The following is a 25,342-nucleotide window of genomic DNA, read 5'->3' as shown; positions in this document are numbered from 1 at the left end:
CCCAAGGCATGTTCGCAGGAGGAACAAGGTGGGGCGGGCGGGCCGTCCTTACCGGCCCGCCCTGCCAAACTTACGGATTGTAGGCGCGCTCGCCATGTTCGCCGAGGTCGAGGCCTTCCAGTTCGACCTCCTTGCTGACGCGCAGGCCGGTGACCGCCTTGGCGATGAAGATGGCGATGGCGGTGCCGATCGACGCCCAGACGATGGTGGTCAGGACCGCTTCGATCTGGACGACCAGCTTGGCGCCCATGTCATAGTCCGCAGCGCCCGGACCGCCCAGCGAGGGCGAGTAGACGATGGCGGTGCCGATGGCGCCGATCATGCCGCCGATGCCGTGGATGCCGAAGGCGTCCAGCGAGTCGTCATAGCCGAGCTTCGGCTTGAGGACGGTGACGGCATAGAAGCAGACGATCGAAGCGACGGCGCCCAGGACGATCGCACCGAAGGGGCCGGAATTGCCGGCGGCCGGGGTGACGGCGACCAGACCGGCGATGATGCCCGAACAGAAGCCCAGGGCCGAACCCTTGTGGCCGTTGACGCGCTCGGCAAGCATCCAGAACAGACCGGCGGAGGCGGTGGCGACGAAGGTGTTGATCATCGCGAGAGCGGCCGAGCCATTGGCTTCCAGCGCCGAACCGGCGTTGAAGCCGAACCAGCCGACCCACAGCAGGCCGGTGCCGACACCGGTCAGCGTCAGGCTGTGCGGCGGCATCGGTTCCTTGGGGAAGCCCACGCGCTTGCCCAGAATGAGGCAGGCGACCAGCGCCGAGACGCCGGCGTTGATGTGGACCACGGTGCCGCCCGCGAAGTCCAGCGCGCCAGCCTTGAAGAACAGGCCGCTCGCTGCCCAGACCATGTGCGCGATCGGGAAGTAGACGATGGTCAGCCACACGATGGCGAACACCATCACGGCCGAGAATTTGATGCGCTCGACCACCGAACCCAGCACCAGCGCCACGGTGATCGCGGCAAAGGTCATCTGGAAGCTGACGAACACATATTCGGGGATTTCGACGCCTGCGGTGAAGGTCGCCGCCTGCGATGCGGGCGTGATGCCCTTCAGGAAGGCCTTGTCGAAGGTCGAGATGAAGTTGCTGAGGCCGCTGGTGTAATCCGGGCCGAACGCCATGGAATAGCCGTAGATCACCCAGATCAGCATGGCGAGGCAGGCCACGGCGCCGATCTGCGTCATGACCGACAGCATGTTCTTGGTGCGGACCAGGCCGCCATAGAACAGCGCCAGGCCAGGCAGGATCATCGCCAGCACCAGGACCGTGGAGGTCATCATCCAGGCCGTATCGCCCTTGTCGACGGTGGCCGCGGGCGCGGCGGCCTGTGCCCAGGCGGGCATCGCGGCGAACAGCGACAGGCCCATGGCCCCCGCGACGCCGCTAAGCTTCTTGGAAAAGGTCATTAATTCCCCCCTTACAGAGCGGTTTCGCCGGTTTCGCCGGTGCGGATGCGCACTGCCTGCTCGACATCGAGAACGAAGATCTTGCCATCGCCGATGGCGCCGGAATTGGCGGCGGCCTGGGTGGCTTCCACGACGCGCGGCGCGAGGTCGTCGTCGCAGACCACCTCGATCTTGATCTTCGGAACCATGTTGGTCGAATATTCGGCGCCGCGATAGATTTCGGTCTGCCCCTTCTGGCGGCCGAAGCCCTTCACTTCGCTCACCGTCATGCCGGCGATGCCGAGCGAGGAAAGTGCCTCGCGGACATCGTCAAGCTTGAACGGCTTGATGATAGCCATGACAAGTTTCATGTCGCCCCCTGTTACTGGTGTGCGACAAACTACTCAGCAAGAGGCGTGCCAATTCGTAAAAGGCGGGTTAATGCGGGCTTTTGATGCGGTGCGTCAAAACAGGGCGCTGAAAAAATGGGCAGCGTCAGGACGATGCTTAAAAATTAGGCACGGCCCTTGCCTATGATCAGGCCCCCCAATTGGGATGAAGCCATCCGCCAATCGTAACGAAGTCATCCCCACGTCATGCTGAAACAGCCCAGCATGACGGAGGAGTGGGGTAAAGCCTTACCAAGCCTTCACCAACTTCCACCTTCCTTCGCCGCTTCTTCCTCGCCCGGTCTGTTCGCACGACCCAGCGTCGCATTACGATGCGGAAAGCGGCCGAAGCGTTCAATCATCTCATAATGCTCCCGCGCAAAGGCCAGCGACTTCTCGTCGCCCGCTCCCTCGAACAGGCTTAGCGAAAGTTTCTGGTCGTCCAGCGCTTCGCTGTGCTGGAAGGGCATGTAGAAGAACAGACGCCCCGCCCCGCCGATCTGGATGTCATAGCCATGGGCAACCGCACCGCGCGCCACTTCCCTGGCAAGAGGATCGGTCGAAAACGCCGCCGCCGATCCCCTGAACATGTTGCGCGGCAACTGGTCGAACAGCAACACCGCCGCCAGCGCGTCATCTGCCCGCTCCAGAAACTCTTCGGCGGGCAAATGGCGCTTTTCCTCCCATAATGCGCGGAAGCGCGCCTGACAGGCCCGGTCCAGCGCCGGATCATGGCTCCACCACCCCTGTTCCCCGATCCGGTTGAACCAGAAATCCAGCAGGGCAGCCGCCCAATCGGCGGTCACCGCATCATGGCTGTCGGTCAGCATGTTCATGAAAGAGATAAAGACGCACTCTTACGCTGGTTCCTCCGCCCGTGGCGTTGGTGCCTCAGGTCGCCGTGCCGCCCACGGTAAGGCCCTCCATCAGCAGGGTGGGCTGGCCCACGCCCGCCGGCACGCTCTGCCCGGCCTTGCCGCACATGCCGATGCCTTCGTCCAGCGCCCAGTCATGGCCGATGCCGATCACCTTGGTCAGCGCCGTCGGCCCGTCACCGATCAGCGTCGCGCCCTTGATCGGCTCGCCCAGCCTGCCATTCTCGACCTTGTACGCCTCGGTGCAGGAGAAGACGAACTTGCCCGACACGATGTCAACCTGCCCGCCGCCGAAGCTTTTCGCGAATATGCCCGACTTCATCCGGCTCAGCAGTTCTTCCGGATCGTCCTGTCCGCCCTTGATGAAGGTGTTGGTCATGCGCGGCATCGGGGCGTGCGCATAGCTTTCGCGGCGGCCGTTGCCGGTCGGCTCCACACCCATCAGCCGGGCGTTCAGCCGGTCCTGCATATAGCCCTTGAGGATGCCGTCCTCGATCAGCACATTTTCCTTCGTCGGCGTGCCCTCGTCATCGATGGAGAGCGAGCCGCGCCGGCTCATGATCGATCCGTCGTCGACCACCGTGACGCCCGGCGCGGCGACCTGCTGGCCCACGCGGCCGGAAAAGGCGCTGGTGCCCTTGCGGTTGAAGTCGCCTTCCAGGCCGTGCCCAATGGCTTCATGCACCAGCACGCCCGGCCAGCCCGGTCCCAGCAGCACGGTCATCTCGCCCGCGGGCGCGGCCACGGAACGCAGGTTGACCCGCGCCTGCGCCAGCGCCTCGTCAATGGCGCGGTTCCAGATGGCGGGTTCCATCACCTCATCGTAGAGATAGCGCCCGCCAATGCCGAACACGCCCGTCTCCCGGCGGCCATTCTCCTCCAGGATGACGGAGACGTTGAGCCGCACCAGCGGGCGGATGTCGGTCGCGGTAAAGCCGTCGGCGCGCACGATCTCGACCACCGACCAGCTTCCCGCCAGGCTCACCGACACCTGCGCGACGCGCGGATCGCGGGCGCGGGCGGCGGCGTCGATGGCGGCGCAGAGCGTCACCTTCTCGGCAAAGGGGACGATCTCCAGCGGATTGACGTCGGTATAGAGATGGCGGTTGGTGTGCTGCGGCGGCGGCGCGGGCTGCCCCTTGGCCGGATCGAGCAGCGTCAGCGTCTCGGCCGCCCGGCGGATCGCGGTTTCGCTGATGTCGTTGGCATGGGCGAAACCGGTCATCTCGCCCGACACGCCGCGCAGGCCGAAGCCCGCATCGGTCGAATAATCGGCGGTCTTCAGCCGCCCGTCATCGAATCCGAAGCTCTCGCTCGCCCGATATTGCAGGTAGAGTTCGCCATCGTCGCAGCCTTTCAGCGCCTCGGCGGTCAGGCGGCGCGCGCCGTCAGGATCGAGCAGGCCGGGCCGGTAGAGCAGGCCGCGGGCGTCGGTGAACTGGGGAGCAGCATCGGTCATGCCGTCCGATATAGGGGCGGCAGAGGCTGAGCCCAATTAAAAAAGCATTTCCGTCATCCCCGCTAAGGCGGGAATGACGATTTGAATGGGATTGCCCTACTTAAAGGCTGGCGCCCGAAGGAATATCCGGCAGCCCGGCGATTTCCGGGGTATCCGCAACGCTGCCGGCCAGCACGAAGCGGCGGTCGCAATAACCGCAGTCGATATAGCCATGCTCATCGATCTCAAGGAAGACGCGCGGATGGCCGAGCGCGGCGGGAATGTCGCCCGAACCGTCGCAGGAGACGCGGGACTTGGTGACTCGGATGATTTCAGGCGGCTGGATCATGGCCGCACCGATTAGCAGCGCTGGCGCTGCGCCGCAATATCCGTGGAGACGGGGCTTACATCAGCAGCAATGGCGGCTTCTTTTTCGGGCAGGGCTTCTCCACGCCCAGGTCCACCGCCTTGGCCGGCGCTTCCCAATCCAGGCAATCGCGGGCGGCCGCCAGCGAAACCGGCGAAAACATCAGCAGGAAGGGGGCCACCGTTCCAGCGAGAAGAAGCGTGAGAGACATGATGCAAGTGCCTCACAAAAGCGTTCCGTTGCCGGAACCTTACGCCATTCCCCCGGCCGCGGGAACAGCTTTCTCGAAGAAGGGGGCATGGTGGGCGATGACGGGCTCGAACCGCCGACATTCTCGGTGTAAACGAGACGCTCTACCAACTGAGCTAATCGCCCGATGCCTGTCCTGATGCCAAGCGTCCGGTGCGCGCCTATCTACGGCAATCCGGGCGTCGGTCAAGCGGCGATGCGCACCGGTACGTCACGCGCACAGGAAACGGCGGCTGGCGGTGAACCAGCGGGTCAGCGCCTCCGCCGTGTGGTCGGCCAGCGCGATGAAGACGCGGCGCCCGTCATGCGGATCGGCCTGCCTGTCGACAAAGCCCATCTCGGTCAGCGTCCTGATCCAGCGCAGCGCGGTGGTGGGCGGCACGGCCGATGCGATGCACAGGCTGGACACGGACACGCGCTCATGCTCCAGCCGCGCCGCCAGCAGGTCCAGCAGCATGTCCCAGGCCGGGTCAGCGAACAGATCGGCGGGCAGGAAATCGTCGCGCAATCGACGCGCCCGCAACAGGTCGCGCACCTGCGCCGCTTCCAGGGCCGCGGCATCGGCGGACTTGTCGGCGCTGCCGATCGGTTCCAGCGCCGGCATGCCGATATAGTCGCTCGGCTCGTCCGATATGCGGGGCCCCAGTTCGAAGGACGGCGTCGCATGGCGCGGGCGCAGCGTCAGCGCCTCCAGCGTGCGGGCGAGGCGGCTCACCTCGTCGCTCAACTGTTGCAACCGCAGGCCTTCATTATCCCGGTTCGCCTCGTGCAGCGATCCGGACGGCCTCTGGCGGGCGGCCGCCAGAAGGGCGGCGGCCAGATCCGTATGCCCCGGCCGGCAAAGCAATTGCGTCCGCTCGCTGCGCAGGCAGGCATAGGCAAGATCGACGGTTCCCAGATCGGCCACCAATATGACCGGCATGTCGTTCTGCAGGGCCAAGGTCTCGATCTGCACCAGCAGCCGCTCGATCATCGGATCGGGCGTCGGGCAGAAGCACAGGATGATGTCGCAGCCGATCTGCACGTCCAGCCGGGTCGACGCCTGGTCCAGCGGCACCGCGCCCAGCAGCCGAAGGCCCGCCGCCTGGCTCAGCATCGCGGCGTCGTCCAGATAGATGTCGTCGGCCAGGATCAGCAGGCCCGGCCGCTCGTCCCGCGCGCCGAAGGGTTGGTCCAGGGATGCGCCGAAACCGATCTCATCATGATCCAAACCCACGCCGAAAATCTCCATCCTGTTTGTTCCAGCTTATCGCAACGCCGTCGTTACGCAGCCAAACCATTCTCCATTATGGAGATAATGCCGCCCATCGCGTTCACGGAGCGCTCTGTAAACGGCTCTTTTCCGGCCTCACCGTAACGGACCGCCAAAATGGAGCCTCGATCCCCGCCGAAATGGCGGGAATGGCGGCATTCCCTTAGTTCATCCGAAACGGATCAAGTTTTGCGCGTTCTTTTGCTCAAACCGCCTTTTGCTCAGACAGCGGTGCGCCGCGCAAAGTCGATATAGAGCGTGCGCAGCCGCATCGCGAGCGGGCCGGGCTTGCCGTCCCCGATGGCCCGGCCGTCGATCCGCACCACCGACTGGCAGAGCGTCGACGCGCTGGTGATGAAGGCTTCCTTCGCCGCCAACGCTTCCGCAACGGTGAAGGGACGGCGGACGATGGCGATGCCGCTTTCCTCCGCCAGCGCGGTCAGCGCCGCGCCGGTGCAGCCCGCCAGCACCGCCTGACTATAGGGCCGGGTGACGATGCCCTCCTCCGTCACGATGAAGGCGGTGGACGAAGCCCCCTCCGTGACAAAGCCGTCCTCGACCATCCAGGCCTCCTGCGCGCCTGCTTCGGCGGCGGCGCGCTTGGCCATGGCCTGGGCGAGCAGGCCGACGCTCTTGATGTCGCGCCGCGCCCAGCGCAGGTCGGGCATGGTCGCGACCGCGATCCCGTTGCGCACGGCGGGCACGTCGAGGAAAGGCTTGGCCTGGACGAACATGACCAGCGTGGGCTGGATGCCGGGCGAGGGCAGGAAATCGCGGGTCGCATCGGCGCCGCGCGTGATCTGGAGATAGACCAGCCCTTCGGCCAGCGCATTGCGCGCCACCAGTTCCTTCTGTGCCGCCTCGATCTCCGTCAGGGAGAGGGGCAGGGCGATGCCGATCGCTTGGGTGGACCGCTCCAGCCGGGCGAGATGGGACGCGCTGTCGACCAGCTTGCCGTCGATCACCGCCGCGACCTCATAAATGCCGTCCGCGAACAGGAAACCGCGATCCAGCACGGAGACCTGGGCTTGCTCCAGCGGCAGGAAGCGGCCGTTCAGATAGGCGATGGACATGGGATGACGATGAAATCCTTGAGGGAATAGATGGCTGATGTTGCCGCTTGTGTTGGCCGGGTCAAGCTTATGAGCGGATTTGTACCCTCTCCCCTAAACCCGCGCTAAGCCGCCTGCCCGCGCAACGCCTTCTGCCGCCGCCGCTGCACCGATGACCCGATCCCCATCGCCTCGCGATATTTGGCGACGGTGCGGCGGGCGATGTCCATGCCCTTGGCGCGCAGCAGGTCGACCAGCGTGTCGTCGGACAAGATGGCGTCGGGCGTCTCCGCCGCGATCAGCGCCTTGATGTGGCTCTTGACTGCCTCAGCCGACACCGCGCCGTCGCCCCCGGCCGCAGAAACGCCGCTGGTGAAGAAATATTTGAGTTCGTAAAGCCCGCGCGGGCAGGACAGATATTTGTTCGACGTCACCCGGCTGACGGTCGATTCATGCATCTGGATCGCATCGGCCACGGCCTTCAGCGTCAGCGGCTTCAGATGCTCCACGCCCTTGCGGAAGAAATCCTCCTGCTGGCGGACGATCTCGCTCGCGACCTTGATGATGGTCTTCTGCCGCTGGTCGAGCGCCTTCACCAGCCAGTTGGCGCTGGCGAGGCAGTCGGCCAGCCAGGCCTTGGACGTCTTGTCCTGCGGACCGGACGCCAGCTCGACATAATAGGTCCGGTTGATCAGCACGCGGGGCAGGGTGGCGCTGTTGACCTCGATCGCCCAGCCCTCCCGCGTCGGCCGCACGAACAGGTCGGGCGTCACCGGCGCCGCGCTCTCGGTGGAAAAGCGCAGGCCGGGCTTGGGATCATAGCCGCGCAGCTCGCGGATCATGTCCGCCATATCCTCCTCATCCACGCCGCAGATCCGGCGCAACTGGGGGAGGGCACCTTTGGCGAGCAGGTCCAGATTGGCGAGCAGCTTCGCCATGCAGGGATCGTAGCGATCGACCTCCTTGGCCTGCAATGCCAGGCATTCCGACAGCGACCGCGCCCCGACCCCCGTCGGATCGAAACCCTGGATCACCGCCAGCACCTGCTCGACCTGATAAAGCGGCACGCCCATGCCATGGGCGGTCTCCAGCAGATTGGCCTCCAGATAGCCGGCCTCGTCGATCTGCCCGATCAGTTGCGCGGCGATCATCAGGTCCATGCCCGACAGCGCGCTGCGGGCCTGATCCATCAGATGTTCCTGAAGGCCCTGCTCCGGATTGGCGAAGCTGTCGAAATCCGGCGCCTCGCCGCTGCCGCCGGACAGCAGGTCCATGCCGCCGGAACCGATGGCCGCCGTCGCCATCCGGTCGCCCGGCCCATCGTCGATGAAGGTCTCCGCGCTATAGTCGACGTCCAGCGGCGAATCCGCGCCGCCCAGGCCCTGGCCGATCAACTGGTCAGCGTCCCCGGTCTCGGCGCGCAGGTCATGCTGTTCCGCCGCCCGGTCCACGCCGTCGGCGGGCGGCGCGAAATCATCCGCTCCGCCGGATTCCAATAACGGGTTCTTTTCCAGTTCGCCCGCGACGAACGCCTCGATCTCCAGATTGGACAGCGCCAGCAGCTTGATCGCCTGCTGAAGCTGCGGCGTCATCACCAGCGACTGGCTCTGCCGCAGGTCGAGACGGGGCGCGAGCGCCATCAGCCTTCCCCCTCGCCGCCGTCAGGAAGGACCCGCCCGCCGCCCATGTCAGAGCGAGAAATTCTCGCCCAGATAGAGCCGACGCACATCGGCATTGGCGACCAGCTCCGTCGGGCTGCCCGCGAACAGCACCTTGCCGTCATAAATGATGCAGGCGCGGTCCACGATCTCCAGCGTCTCGCGGACATTATGGTCGGTGATGAGGACGCCGATGCCGCGCGTCTTCAACTGCTTCACCAGGTCGCGAATATCCGCGATGGACAGCGGATCGATGCCCGCGAACGGCTCGTCCAGCAGCACGATCGACGGATTGGCCGCCAGAGCGCGGGCGATCTCGCACCGCCGCCGCTCGCCGCCCGACAGCGCCATGGCGGAGGAATCGCGCAGCCGGGTCAGGCCGAATTCCTCCAGCAACTGTTCCAGCCGCGCCTGCCGCGCCGCCCTGTCCGGTTCCGCCAGTTCCAGCACCGCGCCGATATTCTGCGCCACGGTCAGGCCGCGGAAGATCGATGTTTCCTGCGGCAGATAGCCCAGCCCCAATATCGACCGGCGGTACATGGGCAGGCCGGTGATGTCCTGCCCGTCCAGCACGATGCGGCCATGGTCCGGCCGCACCAGCCCCATCACCGAATAGAAGCAGGTCGTCTTGCCCGCGCCATTGGGGCCGAGCAGGCCGACCACCTCGCCCTTGCCGACGGTCAGCGACACATCGGCCAGCACGACGCGCTTGTCATAGCTTTTGGCGATGGAGATGACGGACAGGCCTTCTCCCACTTCCTGCGGGGGAAGGGGCGATGCCGGGGCTGAGCGGTCCTGCATCATCACGTCGTCCATCACGTCATCCTTGCTGCCGCATGCTTCTTGCGGGTTGATTCCATGACCCGCGCGGCAATTGGCAAGCTTTGTGCATGGGATCGCCGCCGGGGCAAGGGGAAAATGGTTCCATGCGCCTTTTAGGGCTGTGAAAGGCCGCAAGATTGGGACTGGCGGTGGCGCTTTCAATGACGATGGCGGGAAGCATCCTCGGTTGGCGAGCGCGCCCGGCAATATTTTCCAACCAGCCAACCATATGCTGCCCGCATACGCATCGCTGCGTTTCCGAACTTGGCGATGATGAGACTATTGGATCTCAAGGAAAATGGTGCGGTCGAGAAGACTCGAACTTCCACGGCCTTTCGGCCACAACGACCTCAACGTTGCGCGTCTACCAATTCCGCCACGACCGCACATTTTCCGGGAACCGGCGGGGCCGGTGCCTTGGTAGGAGGCGGCCCTTAGCAAAGGCTTTTTCCTCATGCAACAACCGATCTTCATTTGCGTTGTTTTGGTCGGAGAAAGTCAGGGGGCGGGTGAAGGATAGAGGAAGGGTTGCCCCATGTCCGCGCGTTTCTGGTTGTTTTCATGTGCATGTGCCGGGGTGGCGCTGACCGGCGGCTTCGGTCTGGGCCTGTACGCCACGACACAGCCCAGGCCTGGAACCGAAACCTCCTTGCCGCAGGCGGTCAGTCCCGACGGGACCGGTTACGACATGGGGTCGGCCGATCTGACCGGCCCCGCCATCGTTCGCTGCGACGGCTGCGGTCCGACGCTTGCGGACAGGCAGATGGCGGCCGACATGGCTGGCTGGGACGGAATGAACGATCCTGTTGTGCGCGATTATGCGGCGCAGGGGGACGAGATGGCGCCTGATCATGCCGAACCGCCCCAGACCGTCCGAACGTGGCCGGCCTCCATCGAAAGATTCGCCGATGGCGAGAGCGCAGGCAGTTTCCAGCCCGTCCGGATCGCGCAGGCGCCCGAAAGCAGAACGTCCGCCGAGGAAGCCCCGGCGGACGCTGCCCTGTCTTACTGAACCGGCCGCTTATTCGGCGGCAACGACCTGCGTCGGCGCATCGCTCAGCGGATGGGCGAGGCGGTTCACCATTTCCTTCGGGCAGACCTGCCAGAAGTAGCGGCGCCAGCGGTCCCAATCGTCCAGGATCGTGTTCGACCATTTGCTGTCGGTCGCCACCGCATGCTGGGCGATCAGCGCCTTCAGCTCCGCCTCCCAATGGGCGCTTTCCAGCCGCTGCCAGACGATGCTTTCCGGATTGGCGCGTGTCGGGAAGCTGCCGTCCTCGTCCAGGATGAAGGCCATGCCGCCCGTCATGCCCGCGCCGAAATTGGCGCCGGTTCTGCCCAGGATGACCGCGGTGCCGCCGGTCATATATTCGCAGCCGTTCGCGCCGCAGCCCTCGACCACCACCTGAGCGCCCGAATTGCGGACGGCGAAGCGTTCCCCGGCCTGTCCCGCCGCGAACAGCTTCCCGCTGGTCGCGCCGTAGAGCACGGTGTTGCCGATGATGGTGTTGTCCTTGCTCGACAGCGGCGAGGACACCGTGGTGCGCACCGTGATGATGCCGCCCGACAGCCCCTTGCCGACATAGTCGTTGGCGTCGCCGAAGACCTCCAGCTTGATGCCCTTGCACAGGAAGGCGCCCAGGGACTGGCCGGCCGAACCGCGCAGCCGCACGGTCAGATGGCCGTCCGCCAGCGTCGACATGCCGAACTTCTCCGTGACGGCGGCCGACAGGCGGGTGCCCACGGCGCGATGCGTGTTGCGCACCGTATAGGTGAGCTGCATCTTCTCGCCGCGTTCGAACACCGCGCGGGCGTCCTTCATCATCTGCGCGTCAAGGCTGTCGGGCACCGGGTTGCGCCATTCCGTCAGGCTGAAACGGCGCTGGTCGTCGGGCGCATCCACCTTGGCGAGGATCGGGTTGAGGTCCAGATCGTCCAGATGCTCGGCGCCGCGATTGACCTGCTTCAGCAGTTCGGTCCGCCCGATCACCTCGTCCAGGCTGCGATAGCCCAGACGCGCCAGAATCTCGCGCACTTCCTCCGCGATGAAGGTCATGAGGTTGATGACCTTCTCCGGCGTGCCGGTGAATTTTTCGCGCAGGCGCTCGTCCTGCACGCAGACGCCGACGGGGCAGGTGTTGCTGTGGCACTGGCGCACCATGATGCAGCCCATGGCGACCAGCGACAGTGTGCCGATGCCGAACTCTTCCGCGCCCAATATCGCCGCGATCACGATGTCGCGGCCGGTCTTGAGCCCGCCGTCGGTACGCAGCTTCACCCGATGGCGCAGGCCGTTGAGCGTCAGCACCTGATTGGCTTCGCTGAGGCCCATTTCCCAGGGCGTGCCCGCATATTTGACCGACGTCTGCGGCGAAGCGCCGGTGCCGCCGACATGGCCCGCGACCAGGATGACGTCTGCGTGGGCCTTCGCCACGCCCGCCGCCACGGTGCCGATGCCCGCCTGGCTGACCAGCTTGACGCAGACGCGGGCGCGGGGATTGATCATCTTGCAGTCGTAGATGAGCTGCGCGAGATCCTCGATCGAGTAGATGTCATGGTGCGGCGGCGGCGAGATCAGCGTCACGCCCGGCGTCGCGTGACGCAGCTTGGCGATGAACTCGGTCACCTTGAAACCGGGGAGCTGGCCGCCCTCGCCGGGCTTGGCACCCTGCGCGACCTTGATCTCGATTTCCTCGGCCGACCCCAGATACTCCGCATGGACGCCGAAGCGGCCCGACGCGATCTGCTTGATCACTGAATTGGCGTTGTCGCCATTCTCATAGGGTTTGAAGCGGTTCGCATCCTCGCCGCCTTCGCCCGACACGGCCTTGGCGCCGATGCGGTTCATGGCGATGGCCAGCGTCTCATGCGCTTCGGGGCTGAGCGCGCCCAGCGACATGCCCGGCGTCACGAAGCGCTTGCGGATCTCGGTGGTCGCCTCGACCTCGTCGATCGGCACCGCCTCGCGGGCGAAGTTGAATTCCAAGAGGTCGCGCAGATAGACCGGCGGCAAATCGCGCACGCCGCGCGAGAATTGCAGATAGGTCGAATAGCTGTCGGTCGCGACCGAGGTCTGCAACAGGTGCATGAGCTGCGCCGAATAGGCGTGCGTCTCGCCGCCATTGCGCTGGCGGTAGAAGCCGCCTACCGGCAGGCGCACGATGGCGCTGTCATAGGCGGTGTCGTGGCGCAGCTTCGCGCTGTAGTGGAGCGACTGATAGCCCTCGCCCGAAATCTTCGCGGGCATTCCGGGGAACAGGTCGTTGACCAGCGCGCGGCTGAGGCCCACCGCTTCGAAATTATAGCCGCCGCGATAGCTGCTGATGACCGCGATGCCCATTTTGGACATGATCTTCAGCAGGCCTTCGTTGATGGCGATGCGATAGCGTTCGAAGCAGGCGTCCAGCGTCAGATCGCCGAACAGCCCCCGCGCATGGCGGTCGGCGATGCTGGCTTCGGCCAGATAGGCGTTCACCGTGGTCGCGCCGACGCCGATCAGCACCGCGAAATAATGGGTGTCGAGCGCTTCGGCGCAGCGCACGTTGATCGACGCATAGCTGCGCAGGCCCTTGCGGACGAGATGCGTATGCACCGCCGCCGCCGCCAGCACGCCGGCGATGGCGACGCGGTCGGCGTTGACATGCTCGTCGGTCAGGAAGATTTCGGTGCGGCCTTCGCGCACGGCCTGTTCCGCTTCCTCCCGGATGCGGGCGATGGCGGCGCGCAACTGCTCCTGCCCGCCCTCGGCCGGGAAGGTGCAGTCGATCTCGGCCACCGCAGGGCCGAAATGCCCCTTCAGCTTCGCCCATTCGGAAGAGGTCAGCACCGGCGAATCCAGCACCAGCACATGGCTGTTCTGCGCGTCCTGCTCCAATATGTTGTGGAGGTTGGAAAAGCGCGTCTTCAGGCTCATGACATAGCGTTCCCGCAGCGGATCGATCGGCGGGTTGGTGACCTGGCTGAAATTCTGGCGGAAGAAATGGCTGACCGTGCGCGGCTTGTCGGAAATGACGGCCAGCGGCGTGTCGTCGCCCATCGATCCGACGGCTTCCTTCGCATCCTCGACCATCGGCGCGAGGATCAGCTCCATGTCTTCAAGCGTCAGGTTGGCGGCGACCTGACGGCGCGTCAGTTCGGCCTTGTCCCATGAAGGCAGGGCACTGGGCACATCGCCCAGATCATTGACCGTCATGAAGTCCTTGATCAGTTCCGAATAGGGGCGCTCGCCCGCAATCTGGTCCTTGATCTCATGATCGTCGTAGATCGTGCCTTCCTGCAGGTCGACGGCGATCATCTGGCCCGGACCCATACGGCCCTTCCGCACGATGGTGGTTTCGGGCACGACGACCATGCCGGTTTCCGAACCCACGATCAGCAGATTGTCGCCGGTCAGCGTGTAGCGCAGCGGGCGCAGCGCATTGCGGTCGACGCCCGCCACGACCCAGCGGCCGTCGGTCATCGCCAGCGCGGCGGGGCCGTCCCACGGCTCCATCACGGAGGCGAGATATTCATACATGTCCGCATGCGCCTGGGGCAGTTCGGCGCTGGCCGACTGATAGGCTTCGGGCACGAGCATCAGCTTCGCGGTCGGCGCGTCGCGGCCCGAACGGCAGATGGCTTCGAACACGGCGTCGAGCGCGGCCGTATCGGACGCGCCCGCCGGGATCACCGGCTTGATGTCCTCCGACTGCTCACCGAAGGCGAGCGAAGCCATCTTGATCTCGTGGCTCTTCATCCAGTTCTTGTTGCCGCGGATGGTGTTGATCTCACCATTATGCGCGAGCGTGCGGAACGGCTGGGCCAGCCACCATTGCGGGAAGGTGTTGGTCGAATAGCGCTGGTGGAAGATCGCGACCCGGCTCTCGAACCGCTCGTCCTGCAGGTCGGGATAGAAGACCGACAGCGATTCCGCGAGGAACAGGCCCTTGTAGATGATCGAGCGGCACGACAGCGAGCAGATGTAGAAATCCTGAATCTGCGCGGCGATCACCTTCTTCTCGATCCGGCGGCGGATGAGGTAGAGGTCCTTTTCGAACTCGGCCTGATCGCGTTCTTCCGGCATGGGACCGGCGATCATGATCTGCTCGATTTCCGGACGGGTGCGCTGCGCCTTCTCCCCGATGACGGAGACGTCGACGGGCACCTGGCGCCAGCCATAGATGGTGTAGCCCGCGTCGATGATCTCCGCCTCGACGATGGTGCGGCAGGTTTCCTGCGCGCTCAAATCCGTGCGCGGCAGGAAGATCATGCCGACGGCAAGGCGGTTGGGCAGCGGCTTGTGGCCGGAGTCGGCAATGGCGTCATCGAAGAAACGCACCGGCAGGTCGACATGGATGCCCGCGCCGTCGCCGGTCTTGCCGTCGGCGTCGACCGCGCCGCGATGCCAGACGGCCTTCAGCGCGTCGATGGCGCTGGCGACCACGCGACGGCTCGGGCGGCCGTCCGTCGCGGCGACCAGTCCGACGCCGCAGGCATCGCCTTCCATTTCCGGGTGATACATGCCCTCGGCCGCGATCCGTGCGCGTTCTTCGGGGCTGGCCATGAAATTGGTGTCGGTCATGATGACTTACCCTTGCCTGTGGCCGTCCCTGTCTTTGGGTAAGGCCGCTGTCATTCCGTTGGTTGCCGGCATCGCCGGCGCTTTTGTCAGTGGGCCTTCTTGGCGTCCGCGCCGAGCAATGCGGTGAGACGCTCGCGTTCAGCCTTCGTCAGATCATTATAGGTTCGCGGCTTGGGCAGCTTGGCGAGTTCCGCCGTGGAGGATTTCATGATCTCCGGCATGGCCTGCATCATTTCAGGCATGATCTTCTGCATCCGCCCGATATAATGCGGGTCGGCGGCCAGCTCCATGAAGCCCGCGCCGAACTTGGCGCCGACGGGCGTTTTCAGGAACGCACCGATCTGATCAAGCTCGGCCGCGCTGTAGCGATGGGCGAACGCTTCCGCCATGCCTTCCCGCATGTCCGGTTCATAACGTCCCATGAAACGACCCATGGCCGGCATCATGCTGTTGACGATCACGTCCATCCGCTTGCGGAAATTGGGATCGATGATCGCCATCATTTCCTCGATCGTGCCTTCACCCAGATGTTCCGCCCGTTCCGGGTCGAGGCCGCCGACCTTCAGGAACTCGCGGATCGGCATCCTGGTCATGCCGTCCATCATCGGTCCCATCATCTTCTGCATCATCGGCCCCATCATCTTTTCCATGGTGCCGTTGGGCAGGATGACGGCGGCAATCGGCTGAGCCTTGGTCAGCAGTGCCGGATCGACAGATTGGACGGCTGCCGCCTGAACCGGGGTCTGCGCCTCAGCCGCGATCGGCGTTGCCAGCAGGAGGAGGAGGGCGGCGCGCATCAGGCGGCCTGCCTTTCCCCGGCCGCCGCTTTCGCCTTGGCCTTGAGATAGCGGTGCATATGTTCGGTCACGTCGCGGCCGTCGCGGATCGCCCAGACCACCAGCGAAGCGCCGCGCACGATGTCGCCTGCCGCGAACACGCCGTCCATGCTGGTCATCATCGTCTTGTGATCGACGCGCAGCGTGCCCCAGCGTGTGACGGACAGGTCCTCCGCGCCGAACAGCCTGGGCAGTTCCTCCGGATCGTAGCCCAGCGCCTTGATGACGAGGTCCGCTTCCAGCGTGTGCTCCGTGCCGGGATCGGGTTCCGGCGCGCGGCGGCCCGATGCGTCGGGCTGGCCAAGGCGCATCTTCGTGACCTTGACACCGGTTACATGCTCCGTGCCTTCAAAGGCGATGGGCGCGGAAAGCCAGACGAATTCAACACCCTCTTCCTCGGCATTGGCGACCTCGCGCTGCGATCCGGGCATATTGTCGCGGTCGCGGCGATAGAGGCACTTCACCGAAGTCGCGCCCTGACGCACGGCGGTGCGGACGCAGTCCATGGCCGTATCGCCGCCGCCGATGACGACGACCTTCTTGCCATTGGCGTGCAGCGAACCGTCCTCATGTTCCGGCACGGCGTCGCCGAAACCGGCCTTGTTGGAGGCGATCAGGAAGTCGAGCGCCTTGACCACGCCCGGCGCGCCGACGCCCGGCGCCTTGATGTCGCGCGGCTTGTACACGCCGGTCGCGATCAGGATGGCGTCATGGCGGCCGCGCAGCTCCTCCATGGTCGCGTCGCGGCCGACCTCGAAGCTTTCGTGGAAGACGATGCCGCCGTCCTTCAGCCGCTGGATGCGGCGCATGACCACATCCTTCTCCAGCTTGAAGCCGGGAATGCCATAGGTCAGCAGCCCGCCCGCCCGGTCGTGCCGGTCATAGACATGCACCTCATAGCCTGCGACCCGCAGATATTCGGCGGTCGTCAGACCCGCCGGACCCGCGCCGATCACGCCGACCGACTGGCCGGTGGGGGCGCCGGGGACCAGCGGTTCGACCCAGCCCTCCTTCCAGGCGGTGTCGGTGATGAACTTTTCGACCGAACCGATGGTGACGGAACCGTGACCCGAAAATTCGATGACGCAATTGCCTTCGCACAGACGGTCCTGCGGGCAGATGCGGCCGCAGATTTCCGGCATGGTGCTGGTCAGGTTGCTGAGTTCATAGGCTTCGCGCAGCCGCCCTTCGGCGGTCAGGCGCAGCCAGTCGGGGATATGGTTGTGCAGCGGGCAATGGGTCGAGCAATAGGGCACGCCGCATTGCGAGCAGCGCGACGCCTGTTCCTCCGCCCGATCCAATATGAAGCTGCGGCTGATTTCCAGAAAATCGTCGGCGCGATCGTCGGCCGAACGCTTCTCGGGATAGGCTTGGCCCGTTCCCACGAATTTCAGCATTGGATTGTCTGCCATGATGAGTCCCTGAAATGAATTTGCAGGGAGCGCATAGCAGAAAAACCCGCAGAGTCACGCGGATTCTGCGGTTTATGTCAGCATGATTGACCTATTTTCCGGGAAATACCTCCGGAACTTCTCCGCTCCTGAAATAATCTTGCGTTAAATAGGTCCGTTTCGGGCTTATCGCAGGGAAAGCCACAGCAGGGCGGCTATTCCGGCGACGATTCGGTACCAGGCGAACGGCGCGAACCCATGGCGCGACACCAGCCCCACAAACCATTTGATGACCAGCACGGCGACGATGAAGGACACCACGAACCCCAGCGCGATGCTGTCCCATCCCACCGCGCCGGAGGTGATCTTGTCGCCATTCTTCAGCAGTTCCAGCGCGGATGCGCCCAGCATGGTCGGGATGGCGAGGAAGAAGCTGAACTCCGCCGCCGTGCGCCGCTCCACCCCCAGCGTCAGCGCGCCCATGATCGTCGCGCCCGACCGGCTGACGCCCGGGATCATGGCCAGGCACTGTATGAAGCCGATGCCCACCACCCGCACGAAGGGAATGTCGGCTATGCCGTGGAACCGGTTTTCCTTCACCATCCGCTCGATCGCCAGGATCGCCACGCCGCCGACGATCAGCGCCCAGGCGACGACCCGCGGCGCGCCCAGCAGTTCCTCGATGTGATTATGCAGGGCAAGGCCGATCACCGCCGCCGGAATGAAGGCGACCAGCAGATTGCGCAGGAAACGCCAGCTCGTCGGCTCCCTGCGCAGCAGGCCCATGCCCACCGCCCAGAATGTGCGCCAGTACAGCACCACCACCGCCAGGATCGCGCCCAACTGGATGATGACGTTGAACATCGCCCAGGTGGACGCGTCATAGCCCAGCAATTCGCTCGCCAGGATCAGGTGGCCGGTCGAGGATACGGGCAGGAACTCGGTCAACCCCTCGACGATGCCAAGCAGGATGACTGTCAGATAATGCAGGTCCATGGAGGGATGCAGTCCTTATGGGGCGAACAAAGGGAAACCCTCCCCCGGGGCGGGAGAGGGCGGTGGGTGCGTTGCGCCCATTGTGCAGAAGCGAATGGCCCGCGCAAGACGGCCCGTCGCGGCCCGATGTCGGTCCGGCTGATCGGATTCCGGCGGATCAGGCCTGAACCCGGCCCGCGAAACGGCCATGCTTGCGGTAGCGGACCAGCCATTTCTCCGCGACAGCCGGCATCGGCGTGGGCGCGACGCCCAGTTCGGCCAGCCCGTCCGCGCCGGGCGCGACGACATTGTCCTTGGCCAGCATGGACAACTGGTCCCGCGTGATCGGTCCGCCCGGCAGCATGGCGATCAGCGAGGCGACCGAAGCGGGAACGGCCCACAGGCTGCGATCGCGGCCGATGGTCCTGGCGATCCAGGCGTTGAGTTCCCGCATCGTATAGGTCTGCGGCCCGCCCAGTTCATAGGTCTTGCCGCCATGCTCGCCGGGATTTTCGGCGGCGTTGGCGACGGCCTGCGCCACGTCCGCGACATAGACCGGCTGGAACCGGGTGTCGGCGGCGATCACCGGCACCACCGGGGCGATGCGGACGATCTCCGCAAAGCGATTGAGGAACCGGTCCTCCGGTCCGAAAATGATCGAGGGGCGCAGGATGGTCGCATTGGGGAAGGCGGCCTTGACCGCCGCCTCGCCCTCGGCCTTCGACCGGCCATAGGCGGAGGGGCTCTGCGCATCCGCGCCGATGGCGGAGATGTGGACGAGCGCCTGGACGCCCGCCTCCGCCGCCGCCCTGGCGACGTTCGCCGCGCCGTCATGGTGCGAACCCTGGAAATCGCCGGAAAGCACCCCCACCAGATTGATGACGATATCGCTGCCGGCAACGGCGCGGGCGACGCTTTCGGGCTTGCGGATGTCCGCCGCGACGAACTGCGTCTGGCCAAGGGCGCCCAGCGGCTTGACGCGCACGGCGGTCGACAGATCGCGCTGCGCCACGCGCACCCGGGCGCCGCGCGCCATCAGCGCCTGGGCGACCTGCCGCCCCACAAAGCCGCCGCCGCCGAACACCGTAACCAGACTGTCCTTCATCACGCGTCCCATGCCTGTCTGTTCAAAGGGAATGACTCTGCGCATCCCCTGTCATCCGATAAGGAATGGCTTTCCGCCATCCCCTTGCAACAGCCGCGGCCCGCTGACAACTGCTTTACCCGATCCAGCCCCGCAAATCAGCAATCATCCACAGGCCCAGGCCCAGGAACAGCAGGGCCGCCCCGATCTGGAGCGCGCGCATCGGCACCTTCTTCGCCAGCACCTCGCCGAACAGCACCGCGGGCACGTTGGCGATCATCATGCCCAGCGTCGTGCCCGCGGTGACCGCCAGCACATTGTCGAACCGCGCGCCCAGCATCACCGTCGCCACCTGCGTCTTGTCGCCCATCTCCACCAGGAAGAAGGCGATCAGCGTGGTCAGGAATACCCCCGCCTTCGACGGCGCGCGCAACGGCTCATCCTCGTCGATCCTGTCGGGGATCAGCGTCCACGCGGCCATCGCGACGAAGCTGGCGGCGACGGCATAGCGGAACCATGGCTCCGTCAGCACGCCGGCGACCGAATGGCCCACCAGCGCGGCGAGGAAATGATTGGCCAGGGTGGCGGCGAATATGCCCGCTATGATGGGCGCCGGCTTGCGAAAGCGGGTGGCGAGCAGCATCGCCAGCAATTGCGTCTTGTCCCCCATTTCCGCGAGCGCGACGAGGGCGGTGGAGGTGAGAAATGCTTCCATCAGGGTCTGTCCGGGCCGGGCGAAGGTGAAGACGCAATGCCACCATCCCCTCCCGCCCGGCTGGACGGAGAAGATGATGCCATTGGTCTCGCCCGATGCGGAAGGACGTTGAAGGTCTCCCGCATCCCGCCCGCCATGGCCTCTCGGCCAAATATGTTGACGAACGGCCCGCTCCCTCGGGAACGGCTGGCTACTCCCCAGATGACGCAGGGGCCCATAGGATGAATCGGCGGCAGAGGCAAGACCGCCCGGCGCTGTTGCCGCGCGCCGCAGAAACGGGAAAGGCGTAGCGGCCGGCCACGCCTTTCCTCTCCATCGCCCTGTCAGGCCGCGGCGGCGATCCCGCTGACGCCCAGTTCGGCCAATGCGAACTTGCGGATATGCTCGCCCATATCCTCGCGGTCCAGCGCGAGGGCGAGGTTCGCCTCGATATATCCTGCCTTCGATCCGCAGTCGAAGCGGCGTCCATCGAAGGTCACGCCATGGAAGGGCTGGGTGCCGATCATCGATGCCATCGCATCGGTAAGCTGAATCTCGCCGCCGGCGCCCTTCTCCTGCGTCTCCAGGATCTTCATCACTTCGGGCTGGAGGATATAGCGGCCCGGCAGGATCAGGTTGGACGGCGCCGTGCCCGGCGCGGGCTTTTCCACCAGTCCCTTCACCTCGGTCAGCGCGCCGTCGCGCTGGCCCGGATCGATCACGCCATAGCTCGGCGTGTCGGCCATCGGCACTTCCAGCGCGCAGACCAGATTGCCCCCGACCCTGTCATAGGCATCGACCATCTGCTTCAGGCATCCCCGGCCCGGCGCGCCCTTCATGAATTCGTCGGGCAGCAGGATCGCGAAAGGCTCATCGCCGACAATGTCCCGCGCACACCAGATGGCGTGGCCCAGGCCCAGCGGCTCCTGCTGGCGCAGGAACACCGCATTGCCCGGCGACAGCCGCGTGCCGTCCAGCGCGGACAGGTCCTTGCCCCGCTCGCGCTGCGTCGCCTCGGCCTCGAAGGCCATGTCGAAATAATCCTCGATCGCGCCCTTGCCGCGGCCGGTCACGAAGATCATCTGCTCGATCCCCGCCTCCCGCGCTTCGTCCACCGCATATTGGATCAGCGGACGGTCGACCACCGGCAGCAATTCCTTGGGCACCGACTTGGTCGCCGGAAGAAAGCGCGTGCCAAGACCCGCGACAGGGAAAACGGCTTTGCGAATCGGTTTGTAGGACATGAGGCTCCTGTTTCTTGGCTCGCGCGCGGAATGAAGGCTTCGCCCTCCGCCGCATAAAGATCAAGCGTGGAAGATTACTTAACCCGTTCAGACAGCCAGCAGGCGCTGCGCCACCCTTTCGAGGGAAGCAATTTCCGCTTCGAGTTGCTCAAGCGAGACATGCGTCTGATTGTTCCGCGCATCGCGGCATGTGAAGCCGCCGGGCGCGGGCTGCTGAAAGCCGCCGATGATGAGCGACCGGAACCGGTCGATCCTCTGCATGTCGCGCTCGATATCCGCTATTTCCGTCAATGCGCCGGCATTGCGCCTGTCCCGCATCGACACCATGGTCCGCAGTTCGGTCATCAGCTTCGTCATGCCCGGACGGGTCCGGGCACCCACGGTCCGCACATCCCCCATGGCTTCCCGCATCATCGCGATCTTCGCCTCCAGGCTCTGTTCCAGCATCGTCCAGGCACAGACCAGACGACCCACTGCACACAGAAGCGCCGCATCCTCTGGCGCGTAATCCGACACTGACCTCACATTGACTTCGGCAACCACGTTCACTTCATCCGCGCCCCGGTATGTTATGCTTTCCGCTCGGATAAAAGCCTGCCCGTTTTGCAGCGCAAAAGGCTAGGGGGGTGTTCGGTGCCGCCCGCATCCGCGGCACAGGCCATCGCCAACTGTGCCCAAACAGCGATGAACCGTTAACCGTCTTTCGCGGCCGGATCAGAAATCGATAGCGATTCCCTTGCGTTCCCAGTCGCCGTAGCGAACGGGGCTCAATAACTCGTCATGGCGGGAGGGACTGTCGATCGGGTCGGGCTGCGGCACCGGCGGGCTCTTGGAAAGGTGCGCGGGCGGCTTCACATGCGCGGGGCGCTTGCCGTTGAAGGTTCCCATCGGTCCATCCTTTCGATTGCGGGGGCGTCATCGCCACCCCATATTCAGGGCGCCCCATATTCAGAGTAAGGCCGCTATCTGGGCCGTAAAGGAGACTTTCGCAAGTGAGTGGGATGAAGACGGTGATGCTGCTGTCGGCGCTGACGGCGCTGTTCATGGCATTGGGCTACACGCTGGGCGGCGGCGGCGGCGCGGCGATCGCGCTGCTGGTGGCGGCGGGCATGAACCTGTTCACCTTCTGGAACGCCGACAGGATCGTGCTGTCGATGCATCATGCGCGGGAGGTGGATGCGCGGAGCGCGCCCGAATTCTACAGCCTCGTCGCGGACCTCGCCCGGCGCGCCGATCTCCCCATGCCGCGCGTCTATCTGATCGATGAGCCGCACCCCAATGCCTTCGCGACGGGCCGCGACCCGAAGCATGCGGCCGTCGCCGCCACCACCGGCCTGCTGTCGATGCTCAGCCGGGACGAAGTGGCGGGCGTCATGGCGCATGAACTGGGCCATGTTCGCAACCGCGACACGCTGATCATGACGATGGTGGCGACCATTGCGGGCGCGATCTCCATGCTCGCCAATTTCGGCCTGTTCTTCCGCGGCGGCAATCATGACAACGGCCATGGCAATGTCGCCGCGACGCTGCTGGCGGTGATCGTCGCGCCTTTCGCCGCGATGATCGTGCAGATGGCGATCAGCCGCACGCGCGAATATGGCGCCGACCGCGCCGGCGCGGAGATCAGCGGCAATCCCCGCGCGCTCGCCTCCGCCCTCGCCAAGATTTCCGGCCGTGCGGAGGCGATTCCCAATCCGGTGGCCGAACGCAATCCCGCCGCGGCCCAGCTCTATATCGTGCCGGTGCATGTCAGCGAGCTTTTCTCCACCCACCCGGCGACGGAAAAGCGCATCGCCGCGCTGGAGGAGATGGCGGGCGGCCCATCCCTGCCGCCGCGCGCATCCGCCCTATCCCCGTCAGTCCAGTCCCCGGCAGCGACCCAAGCCCGCAAGTCGAGCGCGCTCGATCCGCTGCGCCGGGATTAAGCATCGCACGCCGCTGGCATCCTTGCACCCCGTTCCCACGAGCCGCTTGTCCCGTGGAGCGCGCGGCCTGCGTCCGATTTAACGCAGCGCGCTCTGGCGCCGCCGTTCCGGGACAGGGGATCACCTCCCGACTTGCGCGACGGATCAGCCAGCGCCCACCAGCGGCACGATGTCGACAGGGCGGCCGTTCCGTCGCAGTTCGACGGTGATGCTGGGCCGCCCGGGCCCGGCATTGCCGAGCGGATCGCCTTGCCGCACCACATCCCCCACGGCGGCGTTGAGGCGCAGCAGGCCGGTGATCAGCGTCGTCCAGCCGCCGCCATGGTCGATGATGACGATCTGCCCATAGCCGCGATAGGGGCCCGCAAAGACGACGCGGCCGGCCGTCGGCGCCACGGCCAGAGCGTCGGGGCGCGTGGCGATGGTCAGGCCGCGTGAGCGGACGCCGCCTTCCGACACTTCGCCCATGCCCGTCACCAGTTGGCCGACGACCGGCAGGCGATAGGGCGGCGGCGCGCCAGGGCTGCGCGGACGGGCCGGTGCGGACGCGCGCGCCTGATCGGGCCGGGCGGGGCGCAGCAGGGGACCGGGCAGGGCAGCCAGCCGGTCGCGCAGGTCGCCCGCCTCCTCCAGCCTGTCCATCAGGTCGACGATGTCGCGCGCCCGCTCGCCAAGGGCAAGCGCGCGGTCGCTTTCCAGATCGGCATTGGCCCTGTAATCCTGCGCTGCCAGCCGCTTTTGCGTTTCCAGCCTTTGCAGGGCCGCCTGCCGCTGCTTCAGGTCCCGCTGGCTTTGCGCAAGCGAATCCGCCGCCTGCTCGGCCGTCGCGCGCAGGGCGCGGCTGCGCTCCAGTTCCGCGCGCAGGCCGGCGGTCCGCTCCCGGATGACGGGCAGCACCTGCCCCAGCACGGCGCGCATATGGATGGCGTCGTCGATCGATCCCGGCTGGACCAGCGCCAGCGCCAGCGGCCGCTGCGCCATCATCTGCAAGGCTGCGGTCAGGCGGACGACCGGCTCCTGCCTCGCGGCCAGGCGAACGGCCTGTGCCCGCTGGAGCCGGGCGACGATGGCGATGCGGGCCTGCGCGGCCTGTATGTCCGCCTCCGCCTGCTGGATGCGGGCGGCCATGGCGGCGGCGCGGCGGCGGGCCTGGTCGGCTTCGTTGCGGGCGGCGGCGGCCTGCTGTTCCAGCCGTTCGGAGCGCGACCGCGCTTCCTCCGACTGGCGGCGCGCGGCCTTCAGGGCGGCCTGTTCCTCGCTGAGGCTGGTGCCGCCAGTGCCGGTCAGGATGATGGCCTGCCCCTCGGCGGCGGGCAGGCGCGATCCGGCGAGCGCTGCCGCGCCGGCAAGAAAGGCCGCGATGATCGCCGTCCGTTTCAACCAAAACCCCCTGCCGGTTCCGCGGTTCGGCGCCGACCGTCCCTGACTAGGCTGTGTTCCGGCGGAATGAAAGAACCTCCATTCCCGCAGGTTCCTACGCAGGCAGGAACCCGGCTCTTGCACTCCCTGTTCAGAGCAGGAGAAACTTCAGACCCTACCCTTCGCGATGATAGGGATGCCCGGCCAGGATCGAGCAGGCCCGCCACAATTGCTCGGCCAGCATGGCGCGGGCCATCATATGGGGCCATGTCATCGCGCCAAAGGCGATCAGCAGGTCCGCATTGTCCCGATCCGCATCGTCGAAGCCGTCCGCCGCGCCGATCAGGAAGCGGCATTCGCGCTTGCCGGAATCTCGCCACCCCTCGATGCGGCGGGCGAAATCGATGGAACTGAGCTGCCGGCCCTTTTCGTCCAGCATGACGGTGACGGTGCCCGGCGGGGCCGGCGGCAGCTTGCCGCCCCGATCGGGCAGTTCGGTGATCCTGAACGGCATGGTCAGCCGCTTCGCATAACGGTCGACCAGTTCCGCCTCGGGCGAGCGCCCGATCTTTCCGCGCGCGATGATGTGGAGGAGCATGGTCTGCCCCCTTAGAGCATCGTGCAGAAAAATCGTGCAGAAAAGTGGGAACCGGTTTCCGCTTAATGATGCGACGACGAAAATTTAGGGCGCGCGACCTGCGTCCGATTGAACGCAGCGCGCTTGTCTTATGACATTGCGGTCCGTTTGGGTCATGCTGGATTGCCCGGGCCGGGGTGGC

General features: G+C 65.6%; 23 protein-coding genes, 2 tRNA genes and 1 riboswitch. Of the genes, 2 read left to right on the top strand and 23 right to left on the bottom strand.

Annotated elements, in window-relative coordinates; translation table 11 throughout:
• Window positions 1–70: 70 nt before the first annotated feature.
• The 12 genes from LDB29_RS15935 to LDB29_RS15880 form a co-directional block, all read right to left on the bottom strand.
• Window positions 71–1,414, bottom strand: coding sequence for an ammonium transporter (locus tag LDB29_RS15935; RefSeq protein ID WP_025549956.1), 1,344 nt, complete (start codon window positions 1,412–1,414; stop codon window positions 71–73).
• Window positions 1,415–1,425: 11 nt separating this feature from the next.
• A complete protein-coding gene (locus LDB29_RS15930) occupies window positions 1,426–1,764 on the bottom strand; it encodes a P-II family nitrogen regulator (protein WP_013847864.1) in 339 nt (112 codons plus the stop codon).
• A gap of 278 nt (window positions 1,765–2,042) precedes the next feature.
• A complete protein-coding gene (locus LDB29_RS15925; RefSeq protein WP_025549955.1) occupies window positions 2,043–2,618 on the bottom strand; it encodes a DUF924 family protein in 576 nt (191 codons plus the stop codon).
• 55 nt (window positions 2,619–2,673) lie between these two features.
• The gene (gene tldD / locus LDB29_RS15920) at window positions 2,674–4,116 is read right to left on the bottom strand and encodes a metalloprotease TldD (RefSeq protein WP_025549954.1); all 1,443 of its coding nucleotides are present in this window, start codon (window positions 4,114–4,116) and stop codon (window positions 2,674–2,676) included.
• 100 nt (window positions 4,117–4,216) lie between these two features.
• Window positions 4,217–4,444 (bottom strand): zinc-finger domain-containing protein, encoded by a 228-nt coding sequence (locus LDB29_RS15915; RefSeq protein WP_025549953.1) that lies wholly within the window; start codon window positions 4,442–4,444, stop codon window positions 4,217–4,219.
• Between the two features lie 55 nt (window positions 4,445–4,499).
• Complete coding sequence (locus LDB29_RS15910; protein WP_165363344.1) at window positions 4,500–4,673, bottom strand: hypothetical protein; 174 nt, start codon at window positions 4,671–4,673, stop codon at window positions 4,500–4,502.
• An 88-nt stretch (window positions 4,674–4,761) separates the two neighbouring features.
• Window positions 4,762–4,837 (bottom strand) — tRNA-Val (locus tag LDB29_RS15905).
• Between the two features lie 85 nt (window positions 4,838–4,922).
• A complete protein-coding gene (locus tag LDB29_RS15900) occupies window positions 4,923–5,927 on the bottom strand; it encodes a winged helix DNA-binding protein (protein WP_025549952.1) in 1,005 nt (334 codons plus the stop codon).
• Between the two features lie 257 nt (window positions 5,928–6,184).
• Entirely contained in the window at window positions 6,185–7,036 is an 852-nt protein-coding gene (locus tag LDB29_RS15895; protein WP_025549951.1) for a D-amino-acid transaminase, read from the bottom strand.
• 104 nt (window positions 7,037–7,140) lie between these two features.
• Window positions 7,141–8,655 carry an RNA polymerase factor sigma-54 gene (gene rpoN / locus LDB29_RS15890; RefSeq protein WP_099186394.1) on the bottom strand — a complete coding sequence of 505 codons (1,515 nt, stop codon included), beginning with the start codon at window positions 8,653–8,655 and terminating at the stop codon, window positions 7,141–7,143.
• Window positions 8,656–8,703: 48 nt separating this feature from the next.
• Window positions 8,704–9,489, bottom strand: coding sequence for an LPS export ABC transporter ATP-binding protein (gene lptB, locus LDB29_RS15885; RefSeq protein ID WP_025549950.1), 786 nt, complete (start codon window positions 9,487–9,489; stop codon window positions 8,704–8,706).
• A 305-nt stretch (window positions 9,490–9,794) separates the two neighbouring features.
• Window positions 9,795–9,881, bottom strand: a tRNA-Leu gene (locus LDB29_RS15880).
• Between the two features lie 149 nt (window positions 9,882–10,030).
• On the opposite strand from LDB29_RS15880, the gene LDB29_RS15875 reads away from it, so the two are divergent.
• Complete coding sequence (locus LDB29_RS15875; RefSeq protein WP_025549949.1) at window positions 10,031–10,507, top strand: hypothetical protein; 477 nt, start codon at window positions 10,031–10,033, stop codon at window positions 10,505–10,507.
• A gap of 9 nt (window positions 10,508–10,516) precedes the next feature.
• Here the strand turns inward: LDB29_RS15875 and gltB are convergent, their stop codons facing one another.
• The 9 genes from gltB to LDB29_RS15830 form a co-directional block, all read right to left on the bottom strand.
• The gene (gene gltB / locus LDB29_RS15870) at window positions 10,517–15,055 is read right to left on the bottom strand and encodes a glutamate synthase large subunit (protein WP_025549948.1); all 4,539 of its coding nucleotides are present in this window, start codon (window positions 15,053–15,055) and stop codon (window positions 10,517–10,519) included.
• Between the two features lie 86 nt (window positions 15,056–15,141).
• Entirely contained in the window at window positions 15,142–15,852 is a 711-nt protein-coding gene (locus LDB29_RS15865; protein WP_025549947.1) for a DUF2059 domain-containing protein, read from the bottom strand.
• Window positions 15,852–17,303, bottom strand: a complete 1,452-nt coding sequence (locus LDB29_RS15860) for an NAD(P)-dependent oxidoreductase (RefSeq protein ID WP_025549946.1) — start codon at window positions 17,301–17,303, stop codon at window positions 15,852–15,854. The genes LDB29_RS15865 and LDB29_RS15860 overlap by 1 nt, the downstream gene beginning before the upstream one ends.
• 165 nt (window positions 17,304–17,468) lie before the next feature.
• The gene (locus LDB29_RS15855) at window positions 17,469–18,278 is read right to left on the bottom strand and encodes an undecaprenyl-diphosphate phosphatase (protein ID WP_061939563.1); all 810 of its coding nucleotides are present in this window, start codon (window positions 18,276–18,278) and stop codon (window positions 17,469–17,471) included.
• Between the two features lie 157 nt (window positions 18,279–18,435).
• Window positions 18,436–19,374 carry a complex I NDUFA9 subunit family protein gene (locus LDB29_RS15850; RefSeq protein WP_099186393.1) on the bottom strand — a complete coding sequence of 313 codons (939 nt, stop codon included), beginning with the start codon at window positions 19,372–19,374 and terminating at the stop codon, window positions 18,436–18,438.
• Window positions 19,375–19,477: 103 nt separating this feature from the next.
• Window positions 19,478–20,056: a TMEM165/GDT1 family protein gene (locus LDB29_RS15845; protein ID WP_048577407.1), complete on the bottom strand. Its 579-nt coding sequence runs from the start codon at window positions 20,054–20,056 to the stop codon at window positions 19,478–19,480.
• 94 nt (window positions 20,057–20,150) lie between these two features.
• Window positions 20,151–20,268: riboswitch (yybP-ykoY riboswitch) on the bottom strand.
• Window positions 20,269–20,379: 111 nt separating this feature from the next.
• On the bottom strand, window positions 20,380–21,279 hold the full coding sequence (locus LDB29_RS15840; protein ID WP_025549942.1) for a UTP--glucose-1-phosphate uridylyltransferase: 900 nt from the start codon (window positions 21,277–21,279) through the stop codon (window positions 20,380–20,382).
• Between the two features lie 87 nt (window positions 21,280–21,366).
• A complete protein-coding gene (locus LDB29_RS15835) occupies window positions 21,367–21,795 on the bottom strand; it encodes a hypothetical protein (RefSeq protein ID WP_025549941.1) in 429 nt (142 codons plus the stop codon).
• Window positions 21,796–21,993: 198 nt separating this feature from the next.
• A complete protein-coding gene (locus LDB29_RS15830) occupies window positions 21,994–22,167 on the bottom strand; it encodes a DUF1674 domain-containing protein (RefSeq protein WP_064485884.1) in 174 nt (57 codons plus the stop codon).
• A gap of 104 nt (window positions 22,168–22,271) precedes the next feature.
• Here LDB29_RS15830 and htpX point away from each other — a divergent pair, with 104 nt between their 5' ends.
• Entirely contained in the window at window positions 22,272–23,204 is a 933-nt protein-coding gene (gene htpX / locus LDB29_RS15825) for a zinc metalloprotease HtpX (protein ID WP_173676460.1), read from the top strand.
• Between the two features lie 144 nt (window positions 23,205–23,348).
• On the opposite strand, the gene LDB29_RS15820 is transcribed toward htpX, so the two are convergent.
• Window positions 23,349–24,584: a murein hydrolase activator EnvC gene (locus LDB29_RS15820; protein ID WP_044661264.1), complete on the bottom strand. Its 1,236-nt coding sequence runs from the start codon at window positions 24,582–24,584 to the stop codon at window positions 23,349–23,351.
• Window positions 24,585–24,738: 154 nt separating this feature from the next.
• Window positions 24,739–25,161, bottom strand: a complete 423-nt coding sequence (locus LDB29_RS15815) for a 23S rRNA (pseudouridine(1915)-N(3))-methyltransferase RlmH (protein WP_025549938.1) — start codon at window positions 25,159–25,161, stop codon at window positions 24,739–24,741.
• Window positions 25,162–25,342: the final 181 nt, after the last annotated feature.

It is taken from the genome of Sphingobium sp. CFD-2 (assembly GCF_024611135.1).
Taxonomy (GTDB): domain Bacteria; phylum Pseudomonadota; class Alphaproteobacteria; order Sphingomonadales; family Sphingomonadaceae; genus Sphingobium; species Sphingobium fuliginis.
This window is presented reverse-complemented; position numbering and strand designations above follow the sequence as displayed.

Coding starts and splice junctions, on each gene's coding strand:
- tldD (WP_025549954.1), bottom strand. CDS start 4,116: ATGACCGATGCTGCTCCCCAGTTCACCGACGCCCGCGGCCTGCTCTAC.
- LDB29_RS15815 (WP_025549938.1), bottom strand. CDS start 25,161: ATGCTCCTCCACATCATCGCGCGCGGAAAGATCGGGCGCTCGCCCGAG.
- rpoN (WP_099186394.1), bottom strand. CDS start 8,655: ATGGCGCTCGCGCCCCGTCTCGACCTGCGGCAGAGCCAGTCGCTGGTG.
- LDB29_RS15840 (WP_025549942.1), bottom strand. CDS start 21,279: ATGTCCTACAAACCGATTCGCAAAGCCGTTTTCCCTGTCGCGGGTCTT.
- LDB29_RS15845 (WP_048577407.1), bottom strand. CDS start 20,056: ATGGAAGCATTTCTCACCTCCACCGCCCTCGTCGCGCTCGCGGAAATG.
- lptB (WP_025549950.1), bottom strand. CDS start 9,489: ATGGACGACGTGATGATGCAGGACCGCTCAGCCCCGGCATCGCCCCTT.
- LDB29_RS15935 (WP_025549956.1), bottom strand. CDS start 1,414: ATGACCTTTTCCAAGAAGCTTAGCGGCGTCGCGGGGGCCATGGGCCTG.
- gltB (WP_025549948.1), bottom strand. CDS start 15,055: ATGACCGACACCAATTTCATGGCCAGCCCCGAAGAACGCGCACGGATC.
- LDB29_RS15910 (WP_165363344.1), bottom strand. CDS start 4,673: ATGTCTCTCACGCTTCTTCTCGCTGGAACGGTGGCCCCCTTCCTGCTG.
- LDB29_RS15875 (WP_025549949.1), top strand. CDS start 10,031: ATGTCCGCGCGTTTCTGGTTGTTTTCATGTGCATGTGCCGGGGTGGCG.
- LDB29_RS15930 (WP_013847864.1), bottom strand. CDS start 1,764: ATGAAACTTGTCATGGCTATCATCAAGCCGTTCAAGCTTGACGATGTC.
- LDB29_RS15865 (WP_025549947.1), bottom strand. CDS start 15,852: ATGCGCGCCGCCCTCCTCCTCCTGCTGGCAACGCCGATCGCGGCTGAG.
- LDB29_RS15855 (WP_061939563.1), bottom strand. CDS start 18,278: ATGGACCTGCATTATCTGACAGTCATCCTGCTTGGCATCGTCGAGGGG.
- LDB29_RS15915 (WP_025549953.1), bottom strand. CDS start 4,444: ATGATCCAGCCGCCTGAAATCATCCGAGTCACCAAGTCCCGCGTCTCC.
- LDB29_RS15830 (WP_064485884.1), bottom strand. CDS start 22,167: ATGGGAACCTTCAACGGCAAGCGCCCCGCGCATGTGAAGCCGCCCGCG.
- LDB29_RS15860 (WP_025549946.1), bottom strand. CDS start 17,303: ATGGCAGACAATCCAATGCTGAAATTCGTGGGAACGGGCCAAGCCTAT.
- LDB29_RS15895 (WP_025549951.1), bottom strand. CDS start 7,036: ATGTCCATCGCCTATCTGAACGGCCGCTTCCTGCCGCTGGAGCAAGCC.
- LDB29_RS15925 (WP_025549955.1), bottom strand. CDS start 2,618: ATGAACATGCTGACCGACAGCCATGATGCGGTGACCGCCGATTGGGCG.
- LDB29_RS15850 (WP_099186393.1), bottom strand. CDS start 19,374: ATGGGACGCGTGATGAAGGACAGTCTGGTTACGGTGTTCGGCGGCGGC.